26 protein-coding genes are annotated in these 15,471 nt (G+C 34.6%); all 26 read left to right on the plus strand.

Annotation, left to right across the window (positions count from 1 at the left end):
• The first annotated feature begins 54 nt into the window (after positions 1 to 54).
• The 26 genes from FT993_RS03415 (at position 55) to FT993_RS03540 (ending at position 15,439) form a co-directional block, all read left to right on the plus strand.
• A complete protein-coding gene (locus FT993_RS03415) occupies positions 55 to 672 on the plus strand; it encodes a response regulator transcription factor (protein ID WP_147861142.1) in 618 nt (205 codons plus the stop codon).
• A complete protein-coding gene (locus FT993_RS03420; RefSeq protein WP_147861143.1) occupies positions 669 to 857 on the plus strand; it encodes a hypothetical protein in 189 nt (62 codons plus the stop codon). The genes FT993_RS03415 and FT993_RS03420 overlap by 4 nt, the downstream gene beginning before the upstream one ends.
• Positions 858 to 893: 36 nt before the next feature.
• Positions 894 to 1,088: a hypothetical protein gene (locus FT993_RS03425; protein WP_147861144.1), complete on the plus strand. Its 195-nt coding sequence runs from the start codon at positions 894 to 896 to the stop codon at positions 1,086 to 1,088.
• Positions 1,088 to 1,294, plus strand: a complete 207-nt coding sequence (locus tag FT993_RS03430) for a hypothetical protein (protein ID WP_147861145.1) — start codon at positions 1,088 to 1,090, stop codon at positions 1,292 to 1,294. Before FT993_RS03425 ends, FT993_RS03430 begins: the two co-directional genes overlap by 1 nt.
• Positions 1,295 to 1,422: 128 nt before the next feature.
• Complete coding sequence (locus FT993_RS03435; protein ID WP_147861146.1) at positions 1,423 to 3,084, plus strand: hypothetical protein; 1,662 nt, start codon at positions 1,423 to 1,425, stop codon at positions 3,082 to 3,084.
• 18 nt (positions 3,085 to 3,102) lie between these two features.
• Complete coding sequence (locus FT993_RS03440) at positions 3,103 to 3,297, plus strand: hypothetical protein (protein WP_147861147.1); 195 nt, start codon at positions 3,103 to 3,105, stop codon at positions 3,295 to 3,297.
• A gap of 65 nt (positions 3,298 to 3,362) precedes the next feature.
• Entirely contained in the window at positions 3,363 to 3,599 is a 237-nt protein-coding gene (locus tag FT993_RS03445) for a hypothetical protein (protein ID WP_147861148.1), read from the plus strand.
• Positions 3,596 to 3,997 carry a hypothetical protein gene (locus tag FT993_RS03450; RefSeq protein ID WP_147861149.1) on the plus strand — a complete coding sequence of 134 codons (402 nt, stop codon included), beginning with the start codon at positions 3,596 to 3,598 and terminating at the stop codon, positions 3,995 to 3,997. Before FT993_RS03445 ends, FT993_RS03450 begins: the two co-directional genes overlap by 4 nt.
• 129 nt (positions 3,998 to 4,126) lie before the next feature.
• Positions 4,127 to 4,621, plus strand: coding sequence for a hypothetical protein (locus FT993_RS03455; RefSeq protein ID WP_147861150.1), 495 nt, complete (start codon positions 4,127 to 4,129; stop codon positions 4,619 to 4,621).
• Between the two features lie 105 nt (positions 4,622 to 4,726).
• Entirely contained in the window at positions 4,727 to 5,059 is a 333-nt protein-coding gene (locus FT993_RS03460) for a hypothetical protein (RefSeq protein WP_147861151.1), read from the plus strand.
• A gap of 4 nt (positions 5,060 to 5,063) precedes the next feature.
• Positions 5,064 to 5,441, plus strand: coding sequence for a hypothetical protein (locus FT993_RS03465; RefSeq protein ID WP_147861152.1), 378 nt, complete (start codon positions 5,064 to 5,066; stop codon positions 5,439 to 5,441).
• A gap of 85 nt (positions 5,442 to 5,526) precedes the next feature.
• Positions 5,527 to 5,796, plus strand: a complete 270-nt coding sequence (locus FT993_RS03470) for a hypothetical protein (protein WP_147861153.1) — start codon at positions 5,527 to 5,529, stop codon at positions 5,794 to 5,796.
• A gap of 187 nt (positions 5,797 to 5,983) precedes the next feature.
• A complete protein-coding gene (locus FT993_RS03475; protein WP_147861154.1) occupies positions 5,984 to 6,241 on the plus strand; it encodes a hypothetical protein in 258 nt (85 codons plus the stop codon).
• 275 nt (positions 6,242 to 6,516) lie between these two features.
• The gene (locus FT993_RS03480) at positions 6,517 to 6,903 is read left to right on the plus strand and encodes a hypothetical protein (protein ID WP_147861155.1); all 387 of its coding nucleotides are present in this window, start codon (positions 6,517 to 6,519) and stop codon (positions 6,901 to 6,903) included.
• A 236-nt stretch (positions 6,904 to 7,139) separates the two neighbouring features.
• Positions 7,140 to 7,571: a hypothetical protein gene (locus tag FT993_RS03485; protein WP_147861156.1), complete on the plus strand. Its 432-nt coding sequence runs from the start codon at positions 7,140 to 7,142 to the stop codon at positions 7,569 to 7,571.
• Between the two features lie 125 nt (positions 7,572 to 7,696).
• Positions 7,697 to 7,936 carry a hypothetical protein gene (locus tag FT993_RS03490; protein WP_147861157.1) on the plus strand — a complete coding sequence of 80 codons (240 nt, stop codon included), beginning with the start codon at positions 7,697 to 7,699 and terminating at the stop codon, positions 7,934 to 7,936.
• 152 nt (positions 7,937 to 8,088) lie between these two features.
• Positions 8,089 to 8,328 (plus strand): hypothetical protein, encoded by a 240-nt coding sequence (locus tag FT993_RS03495; protein ID WP_147861158.1) that lies wholly within the window; start codon positions 8,089 to 8,091, stop codon positions 8,326 to 8,328.
• A 192-nt stretch (positions 8,329 to 8,520) separates the two neighbouring features.
• Complete coding sequence (locus FT993_RS03500; RefSeq protein WP_147861159.1) at positions 8,521 to 8,988, plus strand: hypothetical protein; 468 nt, start codon at positions 8,521 to 8,523, stop codon at positions 8,986 to 8,988.
• A gap of 59 nt (positions 8,989 to 9,047) precedes the next feature.
• Positions 9,048 to 9,590: a hypothetical protein gene (locus FT993_RS03505; protein WP_147861160.1), complete on the plus strand. Its 543-nt coding sequence runs from the start codon at positions 9,048 to 9,050 to the stop codon at positions 9,588 to 9,590.
• Positions 9,591 to 9,663: 73 nt separating this feature from the next.
• Positions 9,664 to 10,812 (plus strand): head maturation protease, ClpP-related, encoded by a 1,149-nt coding sequence (locus FT993_RS03510; protein WP_187240744.1) that lies wholly within the window; start codon positions 9,664 to 9,666, stop codon positions 10,810 to 10,812.
• Between the two features lies 1 nt (position 10,813).
• Positions 10,814 to 11,839, plus strand: coding sequence for a hypothetical protein (locus FT993_RS03515; RefSeq protein WP_147861162.1), 1,026 nt, complete (start codon positions 10,814 to 10,816; stop codon positions 11,837 to 11,839).
• A 12-nt stretch (positions 11,840 to 11,851) separates the two neighbouring features.
• Positions 11,852 to 12,172, plus strand: coding sequence for a hypothetical protein (locus tag FT993_RS03520; RefSeq protein WP_147861163.1), 321 nt, complete (start codon positions 11,852 to 11,854; stop codon positions 12,170 to 12,172).
• A 3-nt stretch (positions 12,173 to 12,175) separates the two neighbouring features.
• Entirely contained in the window at positions 12,176 to 12,751 is a 576-nt protein-coding gene (locus FT993_RS03525; protein ID WP_147861164.1) for a hypothetical protein, read from the plus strand.
• Between the two features lie 3 nt (positions 12,752 to 12,754).
• Entirely contained in the window at positions 12,755 to 13,096 is a 342-nt protein-coding gene (locus FT993_RS03530) for a hypothetical protein (protein WP_147861165.1), read from the plus strand.
• Between the two features lie 122 nt (positions 13,097 to 13,218).
• Positions 13,219 to 13,980, plus strand: coding sequence for a hypothetical protein (locus FT993_RS03535; RefSeq protein ID WP_147861166.1), 762 nt, complete (start codon positions 13,219 to 13,221; stop codon positions 13,978 to 13,980).
• Positions 13,981 to 14,125: 145 nt separating this feature from the next.
• Complete coding sequence (locus tag FT993_RS03540; protein ID WP_147861167.1) at positions 14,126 to 15,439, plus strand: DNA modification methylase; 1,314 nt, start codon at positions 14,126 to 14,128, stop codon at positions 15,437 to 15,439.
• Positions 15,440 to 15,471 lie beyond the last annotated feature (32 nt).

A 15,471-nucleotide genomic window follows, 5' to 3' on the forward strand; every position in this document is an offset into this window, starting at 1 on the left:
CACTGGACTGCAATGGGGTAAGTAAATTAAGTATTAACGCTTAAACTAATACCTATGAGCAAAACTAATAAAAAAAACAGTACACCGCAAAGAATAATCGCGGGAATTCAAACGGCAGATAATTCTATTGAGTTTTTTGCCATTAAAGCAACCAAGGAGGTTATGTTTTTACAAAACGGCCAAACACATCCTTTTAAAGACCTTCCCGGCTTTGCGGTTAGAGAAGTTTGCAGGGCCTATGAGCAAGATCGGCCAGCAAAGAAAATTCTTAGCAGCTTGGTAGATGATGAAGGAGAGCCGGTAAACCTACCTTATGCAAGACAAGTAGAGCTTTACATTTATTATATGTATGGTAGCCTAGATCATCGTGCAGATATGGTTGACGGAAAGCTACAAGCCCCAGAAAACTTTAGAGAGGCTACAGATTGTATAAGTCTAAATTTTGGTAAAAAGCAACTGCATATAGACAAAACTCCGCTTAAAGCTAGAGAAGTAAAGATGCTAGACTTAATAGCAAATGAGAAATGCTACAAGGGTAGTGTTATAGCCTCTAAAATGGGAATAGCAGAAAGCACATACGATCAACACAAAAGAGCTTTAATGCAAAAACTAGGCGTGTTTACTACTACGGCCTTAATTGTTAAAGCTGTAAAACAACAAGTTGTGCTATGATGATAGATATTAACAATCCGGGCTGGTATAAAAATGCAATTGCACGCGTAAAGCAAAATATAAAAGTAGTTGAGCAATCTAATTATGAAGAAGATGAAAAGAAAAAATTACTTGAAATATATGAAAAGCAGCTGCGAAAATACAAGCGAAAAATGAAGTCCTTTTTTTTAAAATCAACTTATTAAATCTTTGTTATGCGAGATATATAACTAATAGAATTTTTGCTGAGAAGTGAATTTTTTGAAAACCAATTAAGAGTAGATGAAAAAATAAAAATTAAAGTAGTACGACCACCGCTAGGTACACTATTCTTTAAAGAATTAGCCAAAACCAATAGAGCTTATAGTATATCTGGCGATGTGGTAGAGTTTGAGACCCAAGAAGTGAATAAACCTCTTTTAACTCTTGCCCAGTAATGAGCCAATTAACTGCAAATAGTGTTATGCCAATAGTCTCCTCTTTACCAAAAGAGGAGAAGGCTTTGCTTTTGCAGCGATTAAAAGAAATGATAGGCGCGGCTCCTAAAGCTAAAAAGAAACGCAAGAGTGTATATGATAATGTAGACCCCATTTTTTGGCCAGAGAACCACGAGATGCTAGTCGCAGAAATTATGAATAATTAACCGCTTAAGTAGAAAAGGTATTTTAGAGGGTTCGAACCCCTCCTTAAGCTCACCCAGAGGCAAATGCCCAACAATCGGGGAGAATCGAGTAAAAAGAACTCCCCTCCCCGATTAAAAAACTTAATATTATGAGTACAAGATCGCTAGGAAGTATAACCAACAGTATTCTGCAAATGAATGGGCTATCAAAGCCAATTGCAGAGCTAAGAAAAAACAATGAGAATACAGATAGAGAGCAATACATTTATCCTATTCTTACTAATGCAAATTTCAAGGAGACCTTAGCTAATTACAACAAGCATATTAAAAAATATAATATGCAAGTTTGGATGAACAATGCCGAGGTAAGAAAATACAACAAAGAGGTTATAAAAAACAGACGCGCCAATGCTGTAAGCTTTGACCAAAAGGTACAAGAGCAGGTATGGAAAGAAACGCATAAGCATCTTGAACCAGAAGATTACAATAAGGCTGTAGAAGCCTACAATAATGAACACGGCCCACAACTAAGAAAGAGAAATATAAAGCAAGAGGTAAAGCCCGATACAGAAAAGTACTTTATGGCTTTCTTGCATCAATTTAATATGCAACTTTTCAAGCGAAAAGAAGTAAGAAGTAAATTAGGTGTAGATATATCTGGTGATCTTCCAAAGCTTGAGTTATACCCCAACAAAATTGTTGAAGCAGAAAAAGACGGATGCAAAAACCTACCGGTATCAACCGAATCTGTAAGGCATCACAGAGAACGATTAGAGCAAGCAGGGGTGTTGCATAGTTATGAGTATAGAGGCTCAAAGCGACCGGTTAAAATAGCTTTTAACGAGGAAATTTTAAGCCTAACAGACAACAAAAAGCCAAAAACTGCTTTAACTGATAATCAAGCAGTTACAGAGAATAGAACCAACAAAGTTCAGCATAACAATGTATCTAGTAGAAAGAATATATTAGTTAAGTATAATACAAGAGATAAAGGAAATGACGCTACCGCGCCATTAAAATCAGATTGTACTAAAGAATTTACTAAAAAACCCAAAGGCAAGCTGCCGCAAAAAATTGAGCCAGCCAAAAAAATTCACGGCCAAAACTCGAAAAAATTAACCATCAGCGAAGTTTTAGCCGAAAATCTAGTAGAAAAAGGTAAGCTGGGCCAAAATTTAGCCGCTGGCGAGTACAAAAACTACAGAAGTCTTGGCAAAGAGATTTTAAAACAAGAGGTTTTTTACGGAGCCTTGAATCAAGATGACTTCAAAGAGGTTATTATTCAAGACATTTTTAAATTTTCGGCAAAAATCTTCAATGATTTAAATGATATTCACCCGGGTGCCTGGGTTAACGCCTACAATCTTTGGATAAAATCCAAATTCATATCTCCAAATGGCTATACGCTAAATAAAGTAAATCTTTTTGACAGGTGGCAAAAGCATATAGCGGTGTTACAAGAAATAAGAAAATTTAAGGAAAATCATCCGAGCTGGCAACCACACTATCCAAGCCTATATTTTGATCCGGCAAGATTGTATAAAGAAAATAACAGTTTTGAGTATGCTTACCGCAATTTTAGGCTAGAAAGCACGGCTTTAGAATCAGAAAAAAGCAGAAAATTAAAGGCCTTAAAAGATTTGCGTAAAAAAACAGATGTAAAAAAGGCCCAGTTAAAAATACGAGAATATTTATCGGGAAAAATTAACCTTGATGCGGTGTACGAGTATGTAAAATACAATTGTAACCACGAGGTAAACGAAAAAATAAACATCCTCATAAAAAAAGAATTCAACAAAGTAAATCAATAATTAAAAAACGCTTAAACAATGAATGAAATTTTAAAAATTGTTAAAAGTAAATCCGTGAAAACTGGAAATAAAAGCGGAATTACAGATGTGCAATTGGCGCAAAAAGCAGGTTACAGCCTTGATACCACGCACCAGAAATTAAATCAGCTGCATCAAGAGGCCAAAGTAATAGTGAGGGAGGGTATTAATAGAAAATTAATCTTCTCGATATGAAAAGTAAACGATGCACTTGCCACTTAAAAAAGAAGATCTATTGCGTTAATTGCAGCAAAATAAAAATGGTGATATGCCTTAAGAATGGCAATGATCATTTAAAAGTAACTGCGAGCAACGGCAACACTTACAACCCTACTTGGTATAATTTTTTGAAAGACAACTCAAAAGATATGACCCAAATTATAGATAAAATGCACAAAAGGGTTTTGACACACGCTACATATGCCTCTGCAGCAAATGTATTGCTATTCTACATTAACGGTAACCGCAGCCACGCTGTACATAAAATAACATTATGATAAAAATTCAAACCATATCTATAACTGATATTAACCCAGACCGACTACAAATTTTGCACGATGCGGCCGAGAAATACATAAGTATTTTAAGCCAACTTGCAGATAAGCAAAACACTAGTCAGCAACACATACATCTTAACCTAGCTCATCTTTGGCACCTTCAAATCACCAAGAAAATGCTTAATAGAAGTGCTACAGAAAAAATAAAGGTAGAGATAAGCACAGCATTTGTAGTGTATGACACCTTGCAAAACTACCAAAGCTATGTAAGTCATCCATTAGAAAAATCACAACTTAATGATATCATAATGCAACTATTTAGCAAGCTGCCCTACACTACAGATATCAAGGATGTACTAAGCATAGAAAGTAAATTAAATATTAACGCAAATGTATAAACCGTTAAAAAATAATTGCCAGCATCTCACTACCGTAAAAATTGTAATAGGAGGCAGTGTAAATGTAGAAGTAACCGCATTAAGATGCCTAGAATGCAACACTATTTTTAACAAGAAAATTGATTACTAATGAAAAAATTAATACCAACACTACTCCTATTATGTAGCATAGTAGCAGTAGGCCAAATAAAATTCACCGATCAAGAATATTTCACGCTTAGAGGCGGAATAGACCCCGGAGCAACCATTAAAGAAAAAGGTTTGCCAGACGTTTTACTTGAAATTGAATATGCAGGGCATATATACGCAAAGCTAGGATTTGAATATTTTGAAGCCTTAGACCCTTACTATGCAGACATTCACGGGGCAGTAGGAGTTAATCTGCACGCTGGCCGTTTTGAAAAAATAAGAATTTATGGAGGTTTGCGCTTAGCACGGATATTTAGAGGTAATGGTGGCCGTGGTGAGCTCGTTGGTTTTGAGGCAGGACTAGATTATAACATCACCGAAAAATTTTTTATAGGTCCAAGATTCACATACGACTACCGCAATGACGGAAAAACCCTAGGATGGGACCCTTACTGGCGAGAAAACTTCTTTATAACCGCTGGAATCAAATTTTAAACTAACGGCCGGGCATTTAACCAAGGTCTACGTTTTAACTAAATTTCAATAACCTAATTAATAACGCCCGGCCTAAATTAATATTAACGCTAAAAAATACAAGAGATGATCATTAAATTTACTGTAAGAAAAAGATTTCTAAATCGAGAAACCAATCAAGTTGAAATTAAAGAAAAAGAGTATAACAAATTATCTAATCACTTTTTTGATTATGAAATATTAGAGCATTTAGATGAATCTGATATTGAAGAATTTGCTATTGATAATTTAGGCCTAGAAAGAGAGGAAAATATATTTAAAAAACCAGATCCCAAAGAGATAGACACCCAAGATTTAATAAACGAGCTAAAATCTAGAGGTTTTGAAATAATTAAAAACCACACCCTAGCAGATAGCTACAAAATAGCCGAGTTAAAAAATCAACTTCAAATAAATTAAAATTATGTTTAAAGTACCAGAGAATTATAGAATAAAAAATAAAGGAGTTCATTGGTTAGAATCTGACAGTTCTTTCGGAAATAACGGAGCTTTTAAAATTCCTTTAAGCGGGCGAACAATAGCATTTGCGATTGCTTCAGATGGTGAAGGGTGGGAACACGTTTCTGTTAGTTGTAGAGTTGATAATAAAAAAGACAGAACACCTACTTGGGCTGAAATGTGTAAAATAAAATCTATGTTTTGGGACGATGAAGATTGCGTGATTCAATACCACCCTCAAAAATCATCTTATGTAAATAATCACAAACACACCTTGCATTTATGGCGACCTATTGGAGTTGAGTTGCCTAAACCAAAAACTATTTTAGTAGGCATTGTTTAACGGATTTGGTTATGGTTTGTTGCGTGAAAATAGACCATATTGTTGACGCAAACAAAAAGGTTTAAAAACAAAAATAAACACTAAGATGAAAGAAATAATTTGGACAAAACGATATAGCGGAACAAATGAACCTGACGATTTAGGTAGATGGGCTAGAGTTGGTTATTTAGAACATAAGTCTAAAGATTGGATGAAAAGAACTGAAATTGCTTGGATAAAAAAAGTTAAAGACAAGTTATGCGCCTATGTGTACTTAGGTAGCGGTAAGTTTAGCAATATATTTGATACAGAAGAACAAGCAAAAGAATATTGTGAGCAAGTAATAAATGACTTTTATAATGATTACTTAGCTTAAAATTATTGAGTATATCGTATTTGGTTATGGTTTGTTGCGTGAAGATAGACCATATTCCCGAAGCCAGCAAAATGGTTTAGAAATAAAAATAATTATTAATTACGGCACTTAGTAGCAATTAACTATAACCGTTGTTGTGAAATGTAATAGCCGTGGCGGCGATAGCCGACAAAAAACACGTACAGTTATGAATTTACAAGATTTAGAAGAACAATATCGAGAAGATATGCAACAAGCAGAATTAGAAGGAAAACAGTCTATTGATGATGCAGAAGAAGAGTTAATAGACGATTTATTGTTGAAAATTGCAGATGCAGAAAGACAGTTGTTTGAGGTTAAATATCACTTAAAAAATAGATGCTACATTTCTAGTAAAGCTAAGTTGAAATTTGCAATCAAACCATTAATTGAAGTTGAAGAAGTTGTTTCTGCGAATTGTGAATAAAATTAGCAAGCGAAAGCGCGCAGCTCTAACCGCTGTTGCTTGCGTATGAGTGATAATTCTTTAATTAAGCAGCACGAGTTAAGTCGGCATTTATTACTCACAACGGATTTGTATAACCGTCAGTAGCGCAAAAAAAGCTATTTAATCGGTTGTGAAACTAAAATGTTCAAAAATAAATAAATTGAAAATAAAAACGAAAATAAGCTATTGCGGTTATGCGTTGTTGTATAAAGTAATAGCCGTGGCGGCGATAGCCGACAAAAAAACGTACAGATATGAAAACAAATGAATTAAGAATAGGTAATTATGTTTTGTTCAATAATAAAACAAAAACTGTTGATTTAAGCGATTTTGGCACCGAATGGACGGGAGATTTAGGACGTACTATATTTAAAGAGTTTAAACCAATTCCAGTAAACAAAGAATGGCTATCTGATTTAGATATTTTAACTGATTCAAAGTTTGATTACAAAGAAAATGTAGCTTATGTGGTTAACAATAAATGTTATTATGTAATTGATACTTATTATGATTCAAATGACGCCACCTGTTATGTGGAAATAGAAATTGATTTTGTTCACGAGTTGCAAAACCTACACTTCTCTTTAACTGGAGAAGAATTGAAATTAGCAAGCGGAGCGCGCAGTTCTTCTACGGAGTGATTGCGTAGTGCTTGTAAATCTTAATTAGTCCGCAGCGAGTAAGTTTCGGCTATTATTTTTTACAACGAATTTGGTTATGGTTTGTTGCGTGAAATTTGCAACCCTCATCAATGAGGTTAACAAAATATAAATTTAAAAATAATTATTAATTACGGCACTTATCAGCAATGAACTATAACCGTTGTTGTACAAAGTAATAGCCGTGGCGGCGATAGCCGACAAAAACACGTACAGATATGAAATCACACGAATTAAGAATTGGGAATTATGTAAGCACTCCGTCTGGTATTCAAGAGGTAATACACATAGAAGAAGATTGTTTTTACACTAAGGATTATAAAAACAAATGGGCTGAAATTAAACCAATAACATTAAATGATTATTGGTTAGAGAAATTCGGTATGCATATGCCCATAAATGAGGGTATTTATTCGGCTGATGAAGCTAAATATGATGGTTGGGTTTTTGGTTTTTGCAAAGTGCAGCAGACATTGATAGATGCTAATTACACTTGGGATTGTTTTGATTTTTACCAAGATAGCAATGGTTTTTGGTTTCCCTTCTTAAACACTCATACAAATGTTAATTACGTTCACGAATTTCAAAACTTATATTTCGCTTTAACGGGAAACGAATTAAAATTAGCAAGCGATAGCGCGCAGCTCTAACCGCTGTTGCTTGCGTAGTGCTTGTAAATCTTAATTTGTCCGCAGCGAGTAAGTTTCGGCTATTATTTTTTACAACTTAGAGATGTAACAATTGTTGCGTTGATTAATAACTTAAATTTATAAAAATGAATTACGATTTAGAAGAAAAATACAAGCAAGAAAGTGGTTATGATGTTGGTAGATACAATATTGATAATGCCAATTATTATTCTGAAGATTATGTAGAGTGGCTTGAAAAGCAATTGTTGTTACATACAGTTATGCAGGCGCAGCCCGAAAAGGTTTGCCCAAGATGTAAATTACCTTACACAAGAGAAGAAATTAAAGCAAATGAGCATTGCAATAACTGCGGGCTTAAAATGTAAAACCTTTGAGCTGTACAAAAAAAATAGCGTTGGCAATGCGTGCTGATATACGAGCGTTCGCTCTCTATCTGTCGAGCTTCGGCTTTTTTGTATTGTGCATAACGTATTTGGGTATATGTAGTTGCGTAGATTAATAAATAAATTTTATAAATATGGATGAAAATATAGTAAGAATATTAGCAAGTTATGGCTGTAAATATATGGCTGACGACAACAAGAAAATGATTGAAGAAATAGAGGCTTATGTAAAAAAGCGTGAAGAGCAATTATTTATACCCACAGTTATGCAGGCGAAGCCCGAAAAAACTTTATGTAATTCGTGTGAGGAGAAAAATGAAATTAAAAATACATTTTGTTGGAACTGCGGTACAATAATGAATGATGACGAATAAAGTTTTTGAGCTGTACAAAAAAATTAGCGTTGGCTTTGAGTGCTGATAAACGTGCGTTCGCTCTCTATCTGTCGAGCTTCGGCTTTTTTGTATTGTGCGATAACTACTGATAAAGAGCATTTTAAAACTTGTAAGCGTTTGCAAGTAATTTCATTGGATTTTTTCACTATATTTGGTCATAAACCTAACATTATGGCCAATTTTGCTATCACTCAACACATTCCGGTGGCCAACCACGTGTACAAATATCTAGTTAAGCGCTGCGGTAGCGACACTATTACGGCTAATAGAAATACATTTATAGGCTGCCTTATCACTACACTTCACTCTAGAAATAATGATTTAAGAAAAAAACAATCCGTTAAGAAGTATACCAAAACATTTAACATCGTTGTGCCTTATCATCTTTACGGCAAAAATGGAGTGTATATTACAGAAGTTAACGCACAGCTTTTTAATACAATGATTGACAGGATGTTTCGAGAAGAAATATATGCGCATATAATGATCTGCAATATAACCAACCAGACAATGTTCCTTAAATCATTAAAAAGCTTTTTAGAGATATATGAAATTAGCGAAGAAGATATAAAATTAGAAACCCTCTACCGCGATTTCAAGCGAAAAAAAGAAGAACTAGAGAATAAATTAACCGCATAAAAACCACAAGGGACAATTTGAGAATAATCTAAATTTATCCCTACAAAAAAATATAAATTATGGTTTACAATTTTTGCAATCAACAACTCGATGCCAGCCTTGACACCTCAAAAACAATTTCTATAATTAAGAAAAGTCACCTGCCTTTATTTAATCATTTAGACAGAAAAAAATCTATTCTACAAGTATTAAACTCTTTGCCAGATACCGCAGACGCTATACATATGCCGTTTCTTATAGAAAAGAATAGCATTAATGCCGCCACTAATGTAAGAAATCAAAATGAGGCTTGGAGTTTAAGTATACAATTCCCATTTACACCGCAAAATGCTAATGTATTGCAAGTATTAAATACATACAACAACACAGAAGTTGTTGCACTTATACATAAGACCAATAGCGCTAAGCTATATGGCACTAGTTTGCAGCCATTACTATTTACTTTTGAAGAGATTAACAGCCCCGTGCCGCAAAGCCTTAAAGGTTTCTCTATAAGCATAACTGGGCGTACATACGGGTCTCCGTTATACTTCACCAATCAAGAAATAACAGAAAACCCAATAGTTCAAGGACTTGCATTTCCGCTATCTGGGCCACTATAAATTACTGTCCTTTTTTAAAAAAACCAATCCCGTTAATATTGTCAATATATATGTTTAACATAAAGGCAATATTTTGGCAAAAAAACCATATTTCAGTATAGTAAAAAACGAAACCAAGCGAGAAGCTACCATATACATTTATGGGGCAATTGGCGGTTTTGACTGGAATACCTATGAAGAAATAAACACTGCATCTTCTTTTACTCAAGAATTTAATGAAGTAGAAAAAGAAGCAGATACTATTCATATACGCATTAACAGCCCAGGAGGCTATGTGTTTGAAGGCAATGCAATTTACAACACCCTTATCGCCTCAAAAAAGAAAATTATAACCTATAATGATGGTTTAGCGGCTAGTATGGCAGCTTTAATTCTTTTAGCCGGAGACGAGATAAATGCATTTGAATCTTCATTGTTGATGATTCACAATTCAAGCAGCTACTATTTTGGTAACACAAAAGAGGTAGAAGCACAACTACAGGCAGGTATTAAAATAGATAAGGCGCTTGGAAAAACCATTTCTAAACGCCTAGACATAACCGAAGAAGAAGTAGAAAAAAGCTATTTAAACTTTAAAGATAATTGGTATACAAGCGATGAAGCTCAAGAACTAGGTTTTTATGATAAAATAATTACTGGCGAAGAAACGCAAATACCAGAAGATGTAATGAAGCTAAACACAGAGCAGCGATTTAAAAAGTATGCTGCTATGACCTTTAAGCTGCCCACTACACAAAACCCAACCCAAAATAAAAACAAAATGAGTAAACCAAATTCCTACCCCAACTTAGAGGCTACTTTAGGTTTAAAACACCCTTTAGCTACTACAGAGAATGGGTCTTATCTAAATGAGGATCAAAAACAAACATTAGAAAACCAACTATCTGCTCAAGCTACAAGTTTAAAGAATGCCCAAGACGCAAAAAATAAAGCTGTAGCTGATTTAGATGAAGCTAAAAAAAATCATAGCGCTGCACTACAAGCAGAAAAAGATAAAACAACTGCTGCAGAAAAGAAAATTCGTGATGCAGCCACCTTAGCCGGTGTAGAAAATTTAGCAGAAGATGCTTCTGCAGAAGACATCGCCAAAGCACTTACCGCACAAATTGAAGTGCTTAACGGTAAGCCGGGAGCCGCACACACCAATGGCGTAGCGGATGAAGAAGAGAGTGAATTCTCTTACTTGAATCTTGAATCATCAATCTATAAAGACCTAAAATAAAATGGCAAATACGACAATTTTAATTGACGATGTTGTAAAAGAATTAAATACATTCTTAGTAAACAACCCTAAACTGGTAGCTACAGCGATTAATCGCGCTGAGATACCCCTTGACAAACACACTAAACCATTAACAAAGGTAAAAGGAAAATATCCGCAAGCTCACACCTTATTATCAGATGTGGTACAAGGTTTTAGCACCTCTTGGAACGAGCTAGGAGAAATGAGAATAAAGCATAAAATTTTACAGAATTACCACCAGAAGGTAAATTTTGCAATTATACCTGCAGAAATTCTTAACTCTTATTTTGCAGAGCTGTATCAAGAAAATAAGACTGCTCAAGAGATGCCTATCTCTAAGTACATTATGGACAATGAGCTTTTACCAAAAGTTATTGATAATATGGCTTGGTTAAGTGTTAACGGAGTATATGACCCTGCACGTTTAGAAGAGTTTGGGTACAGTATGAATGGTGTTGTTAAGCTTTTAAGCGATATGAAGGCAGCAACGGTTGATGTTGATATGAAAAATCCAACACCTTTTAAAATTCCTATCTCTGCGCTTACCGACACAAATATTGTAGATCAAGTAACCGCATTTGAACGTAAGCTCCCATCTAAGCTTAAGCGTAAGATTAAGAAAATCTTCATGTCAGAAAATAATGTAGAGCGTTACATTATAGATTATGAAGACAAATTTGGTCAGAACAAATTTCAAAATGATGTGCTTAAAACACGTCTAGGAAAAAGAGAGATTGTTGCTATTCCAGATATGGAAACAGACGACATCTTTGCTACGACAGAAAACAACTTTAGAAATCTCATTGACGTATTTGAAGCACCTGCTATCACAGATGTTCAAAAGCAAGATTACAAGGTTAAAATCTTTATGGAGTTCTGGAAAGGTTATGATTTCCTTATAGAAGAACTTGTTTGCTTGGCAAACTATGCCGATGTGACTTACGGTTTAGGAAAAACCGAGAAGAACCAACTTTATTACGGATTTGACGGTGTAACAACGCCTTAAAAAATTTGATTTATGAATAAAGCAGATTTATTAGAAAAAGCAAAAAACCTCGGTATCGATAACGTTACCGAGGATAATACAGTAAAAGAGATTAAAGCAGCTATTGCTGATGTAGATCAAGAATCTCAAGATAATCCTCAAGAAAAACAAGAGGATCAAGCCGAAATTATTTTTAAAGATGATAGAGGCTTAAAATGGACTTTTAAAAAGAGTGCGCCAAAAACAATTAACATAGATGGCAAAATTATGACTCAGCAAGAAATTGCAGATCAAGAAGACATTATGTTAGAATTAGTGTATGGTAACTCTAATTTCTTAACTCAAAAATTATAAAAGATGCCAAATTGTGTAGACCCCATACCATTAGAAAATATTGATTTTTGCCCAACGCAAGAAACAGCTCCAGGAATTAGCGAAGTAGGCGTATATGTAGCTCCTGTAACAGATTTTGAAACTATAGAAAAACCTTTAGAATTAGATGCCGGCACAGATTTAGAAAGCGTAGCTACTATATCTGCAGCCCACACCTTTAAAACAGACAAAGGTTTTTTTAAAGTGTACATTAATCCGGACACGGGATTGGTTGAAACCGCACACGGAGGCGAAAAAGGTAATATTAGTTTTAACAACAGTATTACCGGTACGCTACAAGGCACAGGACCCTTGGTAGCAGGATTTCTAAGAAAGTACAAGAATATGCCTTTAATAATTATTGTTAAAGAGCGTAGCGGTAACGTAAAGCAAATAGGTAGTGAGTTATCTCCTGCTTATTTAATTGAAGTTACTGGTACATCTGGCCAAAAGGTTGGAGATAACAAAAATACCATTGTTAAATTTCAAGATACTCAGAATTATCCTGCTCCAGAATATGCAGGCACAATTCAAGAGTTTCCGGCACCAGCAGGAACATAAGCTATGAGCAAATATTTTAACATACCCCCTGGAGTTTATAACGTGCCTAAATTAGGTAGAATAGACACGATTAATAATAACCTTTCTAACGAAAAGGCATTTGCTGTGTATAGATTACCTAGACGTGTATTCCCTTGGATAAAATTAAATAAAGAATCTGCAAGCTATTTAAAAAAACAAAAGCTTACCGCAGAAGAAGTAGCACAATTAATTAATAATGCTGTTAGCATTGAAGAAGTTGAAATCTTGGGAGACTTAAGCGACACGCAAACAGTCTCTAGAATTAAAGAAACCAAGCTTAAAGCTTTTAAAAACTCAAATAAATCAAACCCACCGAAATCCTAGAGATGGGATTAGGCTTTTTTTTCATAGTTATTTTTAAGTTGATTTAGTTGAAAAGCTCCAGTTATTGCTGGAGCTTTTTTTATGTCCTTTTTTTAGCTGTGTAGGTGGGCCATATTCGTAATATGAAAATAGAGAATTGGTTTAAAAATAAAGATTACAAAGAAGGTGTTGAGATTTTAAAATCTTCTTCATCGGCAAAAGCCAGAATTATTTCGCTCTTAGAGCGGGGTAAATCTAATAGAAATATGGCTTTATTAATCGCTGAACTAAGAAAGTTAAAAAAGGTAAATTTACCGCAGTCTAAAGCCCAAATTACTAGCGCTACCAAACCTAAAAAGGTAAATTTACCGCTTCAAGATGTTAGCGTTCAACAGGAGGCTCTCCGCGCAAAGCAGAAAGATGAAAGCTCTTCTAACTATTTTAAAAAAATTAGATATGGTGAATTACCACCAGAATTAAAAATTCGCTTTAGGCAACTTAAAGATTTGTTTTATGACTTCTGCGATCTTAAGTACCAGCTTAATGACTTGCCAGATGAATTAGAAGAAGAGGCATTAGCGATAATTTTAAAGATGGAAGACTTAGATCAGCAACGCGATGTTATCTGGAAGGAGCTAGACCATTGGCAAAATTTTAAAACCAAACTACCAACAGCCACAGATAATGACTATAGCGACTGGGGCCCGAAAAAGCTATACGCAAAAAAAGCTTCTCTAAATAGCAGCATTTCTAAGATGAATAAACGCTTAAAGAAATGGAATGAAGAAATTGATTTATTGAAAGACAAAGCTGCAATAAAGAAAAAAAGGCAGCAAATTTCTAGAACAGAAAAGAATCTACATAAAAATAAAATTGACCTTCAAAAGATAGAGACCTTATTATAATAGCCTCCCCGCTCTCTTATATTATCTCACCAATTAAAAGATTAAACCTCTCGGTTTACGAGGAGGCAGTTAAATGCCAAATGTATGCCGTGAGGTTTAATCAATAATTGGTGAGAATAACAAATATAATATAATTTAAACAAAGATGAGCGAAAAGATTTATCAGCCACTAGAGTGGCACAACGAAAAAAGAGCGGTTAAAGATTTAGTGCCTTTTGAATTTAATCCAAGAATCCTAACCGAAGACAAGAAAGAGCGGCTAATTAAGAGCATAGAAAAGTTTAATCTTGCTGAAGTTCCCGCAATTAACACTGACAATAAAATTATTGCTGGACATCAACGGGTTAAAGTTTTAATGCTACTTGGCCGTCAAGATGAATTAATCGACGTGCGAGTTCCTAATAGATCGCTTACAGAAGAAGAATTTAAGCAATATAATATAACCTCTAATGTTCCTGCCGGATTTTGGGATACAGATGTACTAGAAGAGCATTTTGCTGATATTGATTTAGAAGAATTGGGTCTTTTTATAGAAGACATACAATTACCCGAAGATTTACTTCCAGAAGATTTTAAAAATGAAGATGAAGGAGATTTTGAACCAGAACCACCACTAGAACCAGTAAGCAAGTTAAATGATGTATATGAGTTTGTATCTAAGCAAAAAGGAATTACACATCGATTAATATGTGGTGACAGCTTAAAAGAAGAAAATTTTGATCTCCTACTTAAAAATGAATTAGTTGATTTGACCGTTACAGACCCTCCGTACAATGTAGATTATCAAGGCGGAGCTGCTAAGAAAAGAGATAAAATTGCGAATGACAAAATGGAGAGTAATTCATTTTATCAATTTTTAGAAGCTTATTATAAAAATGTTTTTGATAAATCTCAAATGGGAGCTCCAATTTATGTATTTCACGCAGATACGGAGGGAGTTAACTTTAGAAAAGCCTTTACAGATGTAGGTTTTAAACTATCACAATGTTTAATTTGGAAAAAGAACTCGATTGTGATGAGTCGGCAAGATTATCATTGGTTACACGAACCTTGTCTTTATGGTTGGAAATTAGGCAAAGCACACCCTTGGTATTCAGATAGAAAACAACGTACCATTTTAGAGTTTGACAGACCATTAAAGAGTGAGGACCATCCAACAATGAAGCCAGTGCCACTTTTGGAGTATCTTATAAAAAATTCTAGCAAGCAAAAACAAATTGTTTTTGATGGGTTTTTAGGTTCTGGCTCTACATTGATAGCTTGTGAGAAAAACTGGAGGCAGTGTAGAGGAATCGAACTAGAGCCGGCTTATTGTGACGTAAACGTTAAAAGATGGGTTAACTATATGCTTGAAAACAACCTTGATTTTGAAGTTTACAAGAATGGCCAAAGAATTAATTTTGAAGATTTAAAAACCTACAATATTAAGGCGAATAAAATCAGTAAAGACTACGTATAAAGGCTTTTAAGTGTTATCTTAGATGTAGTATT

Origin of the sequence: Mesonia sp. HuA40, from assembly GCF_008017835.1 — a bacterium.
In the GTDB taxonomy this organism is placed as follows: Bacteria; Bacteroidota; Bacteroidia; order Flavobacteriales; family Flavobacteriaceae; genus Mesonia.

Excerpts from the sequence above, each read along its gene's own strand:
- FT993_RS03415 (WP_147861142.1), top strand. The coding sequence starts at position 55 with ATGAGCAAAACTAATAAAAAAAACAGTACACCGCAAAGAATAATCGCG.
- FT993_RS03420 (WP_147861143.1), top strand. The coding sequence starts at position 669 with ATGATGATAGATATTAACAATCCGGGCTGGTATAAAAATGCAATTGCA.
- FT993_RS03430 (WP_147861145.1), top strand. The coding sequence starts at position 1,088 with ATGAGCCAATTAACTGCAAATAGTGTTATGCCAATAGTCTCCTCTTTA.
- FT993_RS03435 (WP_147861146.1), top strand. The coding sequence starts at position 1,423 with ATGAGTACAAGATCGCTAGGAAGTATAACCAACAGTATTCTGCAAATG.
- FT993_RS03440 (WP_147861147.1), top strand. The coding sequence starts at position 3,103 with ATGAATGAAATTTTAAAAATTGTTAAAAGTAAATCCGTGAAAACTGGA.
- FT993_RS03445 (WP_147861148.1), top strand. The coding sequence starts at position 3,363 with ATGGTGATATGCCTTAAGAATGGCAATGATCATTTAAAAGTAACTGCG.
- FT993_RS03450 (WP_147861149.1), top strand. The coding sequence starts at position 3,596 with ATGATAAAAATTCAAACCATATCTATAACTGATATTAACCCAGACCGA.
- FT993_RS03455 (WP_147861150.1), top strand. The coding sequence starts at position 4,127 with ATGAAAAAATTAATACCAACACTACTCCTATTATGTAGCATAGTAGCA.
- FT993_RS03460 (WP_147861151.1), top strand. The coding sequence starts at position 4,727 with ATGATCATTAAATTTACTGTAAGAAAAAGATTTCTAAATCGAGAAACC.
- FT993_RS03465 (WP_147861152.1), top strand. The coding sequence starts at position 5,064 with ATGTTTAAAGTACCAGAGAATTATAGAATAAAAAATAAAGGAGTTCAT.
- FT993_RS03470 (WP_147861153.1), top strand. The coding sequence starts at position 5,527 with ATGAAAGAAATAATTTGGACAAAACGATATAGCGGAACAAATGAACCT.
- FT993_RS03475 (WP_147861154.1), top strand. The coding sequence starts at position 5,984 with ATGAATTTACAAGATTTAGAAGAACAATATCGAGAAGATATGCAACAA.
- FT993_RS03480 (WP_147861155.1), top strand. The coding sequence starts at position 6,517 with ATGAAAACAAATGAATTAAGAATAGGTAATTATGTTTTGTTCAATAAT.
- FT993_RS03485 (WP_147861156.1), top strand. The coding sequence starts at position 7,140 with ATGAAATCACACGAATTAAGAATTGGGAATTATGTAAGCACTCCGTCT.
- FT993_RS03490 (WP_147861157.1), top strand. The coding sequence starts at position 7,697 with ATGAATTACGATTTAGAAGAAAAATACAAGCAAGAAAGTGGTTATGAT.
- FT993_RS03495 (WP_147861158.1), top strand. The coding sequence starts at position 8,089 with ATGGATGAAAATATAGTAAGAATATTAGCAAGTTATGGCTGTAAATAT.
- FT993_RS03500 (WP_147861159.1), top strand. The coding sequence starts at position 8,521 with ATGGCCAATTTTGCTATCACTCAACACATTCCGGTGGCCAACCACGTG.
- FT993_RS03505 (WP_147861160.1), top strand. The coding sequence starts at position 9,048 with ATGGTTTACAATTTTTGCAATCAACAACTCGATGCCAGCCTTGACACC.
- FT993_RS03515 (WP_147861162.1), top strand. The coding sequence starts at position 10,814 with ATGGCAAATACGACAATTTTAATTGACGATGTTGTAAAAGAATTAAAT.
- FT993_RS03520 (WP_147861163.1), top strand. The coding sequence starts at position 11,852 with ATGAATAAAGCAGATTTATTAGAAAAAGCAAAAAACCTCGGTATCGAT.
- FT993_RS03525 (WP_147861164.1), top strand. The coding sequence starts at position 12,176 with ATGCCAAATTGTGTAGACCCCATACCATTAGAAAATATTGATTTTTGC.
- FT993_RS03530 (WP_147861165.1), top strand. The coding sequence starts at position 12,755 with ATGAGCAAATATTTTAACATACCCCCTGGAGTTTATAACGTGCCTAAA.
- FT993_RS03535 (WP_147861166.1), top strand. The coding sequence starts at position 13,219 with ATGAAAATAGAGAATTGGTTTAAAAATAAAGATTACAAAGAAGGTGTT.
- FT993_RS03540 (WP_147861167.1), top strand. The coding sequence starts at position 14,126 with ATGAGCGAAAAGATTTATCAGCCACTAGAGTGGCACAACGAAAAAAGA.